We start from the raw sequence: 4,234 nt of genomic DNA on the forward strand, positions 1-4,234 counted from the left end.
GGGCGCGTGACCCATGAGGTGCGGTTTGCCGTGAGCAGCACGCTGCTCACAGCAAGGGAAGCCGAGGACATCTGGCGACAACACTGGAGTATCGAGAATCGGAGCCACCATCGGCGTGACACGATCTTCCATGAAGATCGTCACCGACTGCGCCAAGGAGCGCAAGGATTGGCTGTCCTGCACGGCATACTGTTGACCCTTTTGCACGCGCGAACACGACACCTCACCGATCTGGTCAGACGCCTACGGCATGATCCTCTGGCCGCGCTGAACGTCTTGGGAATTGGATCTGGTTGAGATAAAAGCCTGGCTGTGACGATGAATCTTCGTGTGGTTGTCGGGAGCATCTTCGCGGTCTTCATGACCACATCGGGGGCAGCGGGCCACGACGCGATCATTTTCGATTGTCGGCACACAGGGCAACTGGTCTGCTGCTTTCAGCAGGTGCGCCAGTTCCGTCGCGTGGCGGTGGACGTCAGCGGCCTGAAGCAGCAGTTGCTTTTCTTTGTGGAGGTCGGCGCTGGACTGGCGTGCCTGTTCCAGCAGGCTGGAGATGGAATGCGCCAGATTGCCCAAGATGCCGAGCGAGAGGTGGACGTTGACCGTGATGGATTTGCTGTTCCTCATGCCCAAATCCTGGCATGGGGGGGTTTTGAAGCTTTTTGAGTGGGAAGGGAGGCGGTTGGATCGCTACGGAGCAGCCGTCCGTCCAGGCTTCTCGGCTCTTCCTTGCCAGCCTGGATGCCGTGAGCATCGGCGTTGTGGGCCTGAACAACCTGAGCCTGTCGTATCCGGCGAACAAATCTGCTGGAATCTGGTCAACGTTGGACTGCCTGTGGCTGCATTCCACCAATGGTTTGCCCCACCAAGGCCTGGCAGCAGTTCGGCGGTGACCACCTGGTCACCGCCGTTCAGGGAAGGAACTGGCCCATGCACAAAGCCCCGGCCGGAGCGCAGTCAGCGCGACAGGTACGCGAGCAGATCGACTTCCGCGATGCGGACGCTGCGGCCCAGGCGGCGGGGGTGCAGCAGCCCCAGACGGATGTGGTTGCGGATGGTGCGGTCCGTGACCCGGGCCATCTGGGCCACCTCGGGGACGGTGTACATGCGCACGGGGACGGTTTCCAGCTTGGCTTTTTTCACGGTGTTCTCCAGTGGTGTCCGGGGTCAAGATGTCTTGACCTGCCCGGAAAGGGGGATGAAGGTGAAAGCAACGGGTTCCAGTGGTGCTGCTCCGTCATCCATCTAGGCACGGGGGGGGGTTGACGCAAAATTTTCCGCTGTCTTCCCCGGAATGCCGGTCCCCTTTAGCCCCGATTCCTTGCCAGATAGGCCGCCGCCAGGTCCTTTGCGCTGTCGTGCGCGGCGCTGGAGTCGGCGGCCAGCAGCGCGCTGCCCACCACCGTGACCAGCAGCACCTGAACGGTGGCGTCGGTGTCAACCCCCCTGCCAAGACCCGTCCGCAGCGCGTCCGCCACCGGCTGTAAATACCGCGCGAGCCGCGCTGGATCGCCCCCCAACTGCGCGAGGACTTGGCGCTGCACCGGTGACGTCAGGCGCTGGGCCACGACAGCGCACAGCGTGGCCACGTCACGAGACTGCCTGGCCCTGGGTGGGAACAGGTCCGCCTGCGCCACGGGCAGGGCAAGAGCGATCAGATCAGGCAACCCGTCATCTCGCAGCCGCCGGTAAATCGTGGGTTTGCCGACGCCTGCGCGTTTTGCCACCGCTTCGACACTCAGAGTCTGGCCGGTCTCAAGCAGCTTCAGGACGCTGAACGAGATGCTTTCGTCAGTGTCGGCGCTGCGTGGCCTGCCAGGGCCGCGTTTGGCGGGAGAAGGAGTCACCAGTGCAGTGTAGGACGCAGAAAGCCCCTGAAAGCGAATAACGTTCCGAACCGTTCCAGATTTCGCAGACGGCCTTGCCAGTGTGCGTTGTCGGAGGAACGACATGGAAAACAAAGAACAGCCGAAGAATAAAGAGGCGAAAAAACGCAAGGGGAAGGGCTCGGTGTTCGAGCTGAAGCGCAAGGCCAATGGAGTCTGGGTGGGAACGGGCCAGTTTCGCTGGCGCCGGATCCTGGGGTGGCTGCCTGATGGCAAGCCGATCTACGACGAGGGTCTGCTCAACAGCCGCAAGGACGCGGAAGCTGCGCTTTCCCTGGCCAACAAGCGGCTTGAACAGGGTGGGTACGCGGACTTCATCGACAACGCGCGCAAAGAATTTCATGACAAAGCCCTCAGCGCTCAGCAAGCGGAAGACCAGGTGGGCGAGGAGCAACCTGTGGAGCGGCAGACGCCGACGCTGCAGAACTATGCCCAGACGTGGCTTCTGGAAAAGGAAAACCAGGACGGACTCAAACCCAAGACGCTGGCAAGCTACGCTTACATGCTGGGAAGGCACGTTTTGCCGACACTTGGCGGCTACCTGCTCACCGAGATCAACGCAGAAACCATTGGTAAGCTCCGTGAAGTCGTCACAAAGAAGAAACTCAGCCCAAGAACGGACAACCAGATTTTCGCCATCCTGAGCAGCCTGCTCTCCAGTGCCGTGGCGAGCAAACTGATTCAGATCAACCCGGCTTTCGAAAAGCTTCCCAGAGGACCCCGTGATTTGAAAAAGGCACTGGAGGAGGCGGAGGGGAATCTGGAAGCATTCGACTGGACCAAGGCCTGGACCGAGGAGGAAGCGCAGCAGTTCATCTCGGCAACGCGCGAAGACTGGTACGGCCCAGCGTTTGGCCTGATGGCGCTGACCGGCATGCGCCGCGGTGAAGCGTGCGGTCTGCGGTGGCCGAGGGTTGATCTCAAGCGTGGAACGCTGCGGGTCGTGGAGGCCACCGTGACCATTCACGGCAGCCCGCTTCGAGAGACCCCGAAAAACAAGTCGAGCATCCGCACCATCCATCTTCTTCCCGAAGCAGTGGCCATGTTGCGTACCTTGAAAGAGCGCCAGGCCAGGGAACGAACGCGGCGTCAGCGCAATGGCGAGCTGTGGGGAAACGTCGATGACCACGTGATTACGCGCCCGGACGGCGTGCCGCCCAATCCTGACTCGATGCGGAAGTTGTTTCACAAGCTGTGCGACAAGGCGGGCGTCCGGACCATCGCCATCCATGGTCTGCGGCACACGTACATCACGATGATGGCAAATCTGGGAATGCCGATCGACGTCGTTGCCAGGATGGCCGGGCATAAGAATTCCGACATCACCCGTGACGTCTACCAGCACGTCTTTGAAGATGAAATTCAAAGGGCAGTTCAGGCCATGCCCTCACTGTTCAAGAACATCGGCGAGAAAAAGTAAGAGCCGAGAAGAGAGAGGCGAGGTGCGGCCGCACCTCGCCTCTCTCTTAATCATTCCTTTAGCTGTCAGTCTGCACCCTCATCTGGCGCTCGGCTTCCCGAGGGATTTACTGCACACAAAACTGCACACAGCTTCTCGGGCAAAAAGGTCAAAAAAGAGAAACCTCGTCCAGGACGAGGTTTTTTTGGTGTACCCGAAGGGATTCGAACCCCTGGCCTTCTGATCCGTAGTCAGACGCTCTATCCAGCTGAGCTACGGGTACACGGAATGAACTGGGGCAGCGCTGTGGCGAAGAGGGAGGGATTCGAACCCTCGGTACCTTGCGGTACACATCCTTAGCAGGGATGCGGTTTCAACCACTCACCCACCTCTCCTCAACTGTGCTGGGCCGCTGTGCTGTGGCGAGGGGTGAGGGATTCGAACCCCCGGTGGGTTGCCCCACAGTAGTTTTCAAGACTACCGCCATCAACCACTCGGCCAACCCCCCATTCACGGCGGGTGCGTTTCTGGGACTGATCCCAAAAGCGCGAAGGGAAGTATAGGGAGGCCCCCCCGACTTGTCAACGCCAGCGTGTCTACCCCAGGCTTTTATCTCAACCAGATCCAATTCCCAAGACGTTCAGCGCGGCCAGAGGATCATGCCGTAGGCGTCTGACCAGATCGGTGAGGTGTCGTGTTCGCGCGTGCAAAAGGGTCAACAGTATGCCGTGCAGGACAGCCAATCCTTGCGCTCCTTGGCGCAGTCGGTGACGATCTTCATGGAAGATCGTGTCACGCCGATGGTGGCTCCGATTCTCGATACTCCAGTGTTGTCGCCAGATGTCCTCGGCTTCCCTTGCTGTGAGCAGCGTGCTGCTCACGGCAAACCGCACCTCATGGGTCACGCGCCCATCTCGGTGCGTGACCTGATGCTCCCGACGAATCAGGG

The 4,234-nt window shown here is 60.3% G+C and carries 6 protein-coding genes and 3 tRNA genes; 2 read left to right on the forward strand and 7 right to left on the reverse strand.

Features of this window, described 5'->3' with window-relative positions:
• The 4 genes from BOO71_RS28205 to BOO71_RS01590 all read right to left on the reverse strand — a co-directional run.
• On the reverse strand, positions 1-207 hold a 207-nt coding region (locus BOO71_RS28205), incomplete at its 3' end, for a hypothetical protein (protein WP_217694832.1).
• A gap of 36 nt (positions 208-243) precedes the next feature.
• Positions 244-627 (reverse strand): hypothetical protein, encoded by a 384-nt coding sequence (locus tag BOO71_RS26650; protein ID WP_139322677.1) that lies wholly within the window; start codon positions 625-627, stop codon positions 244-246.
• A gap of 330 nt (positions 628-957) precedes the next feature.
• Positions 958-1,143, reverse strand: a complete 186-nt coding sequence (locus BOO71_RS01585) for a helix-turn-helix domain-containing protein (RefSeq protein ID WP_075830247.1) — start codon at positions 1,141-1,143, stop codon at positions 958-960.
• Between the two features lie 164 nt (positions 1,144-1,307).
• Complete coding sequence (locus tag BOO71_RS01590; protein ID WP_075830248.1) at positions 1,308-1,847, reverse strand: TetR family transcriptional regulator; 540 nt, start codon at positions 1,845-1,847, stop codon at positions 1,308-1,310.
• Between the two features lie 103 nt (positions 1,848-1,950).
• Between BOO71_RS01590 and BOO71_RS01595 the strand changes: the two genes are divergently transcribed.
• Positions 1,951-3,306: a tyrosine-type recombinase/integrase gene (locus BOO71_RS01595; RefSeq protein ID WP_075830249.1), complete on the forward strand. Its 1,356-nt coding sequence runs from the start codon at positions 1,951-1,953 to the stop codon at positions 3,304-3,306.
• 185 nt (positions 3,307-3,491) lie between these two features.
• On the opposite strand, the gene BOO71_RS01600 is transcribed toward BOO71_RS01595, so the two are convergent.
• The 3 genes from BOO71_RS01600 to BOO71_RS01610 form a co-directional block, all read right to left on the reverse strand.
• Positions 3,492-3,568 (reverse strand) — tRNA-Arg (locus BOO71_RS01600).
• A gap of 24 nt (positions 3,569-3,592) precedes the next feature.
• A tRNA-Ser gene (locus tag BOO71_RS01605) sits at positions 3,593-3,680 on the reverse strand.
• Positions 3,681-3,705: 25 nt separating this feature from the next.
• Positions 3,706-3,793: transfer RNA gene (locus tag BOO71_RS01610), tRNA-Ser, on the reverse strand.
• Positions 3,794-3,989: 196 nt separating this feature from the next.
• Between BOO71_RS01610 and BOO71_RS28605 the strand changes: the two genes are divergently transcribed.
• Positions 3,990-4,234, forward strand: a 245-nt coding sequence (locus BOO71_RS28605) for a hypothetical protein (protein ID WP_254842982.1), incomplete at its 3' end; no start/stop codon positions are given.

The sequence above is a fragment of the Deinococcus marmoris genome (assembly GCF_001949125.1).
GTDB classification, from domain to species: domain Bacteria; phylum Deinococcota; class Deinococci; order Deinococcales; family Deinococcaceae; genus Deinococcus; species Deinococcus marmoris_A.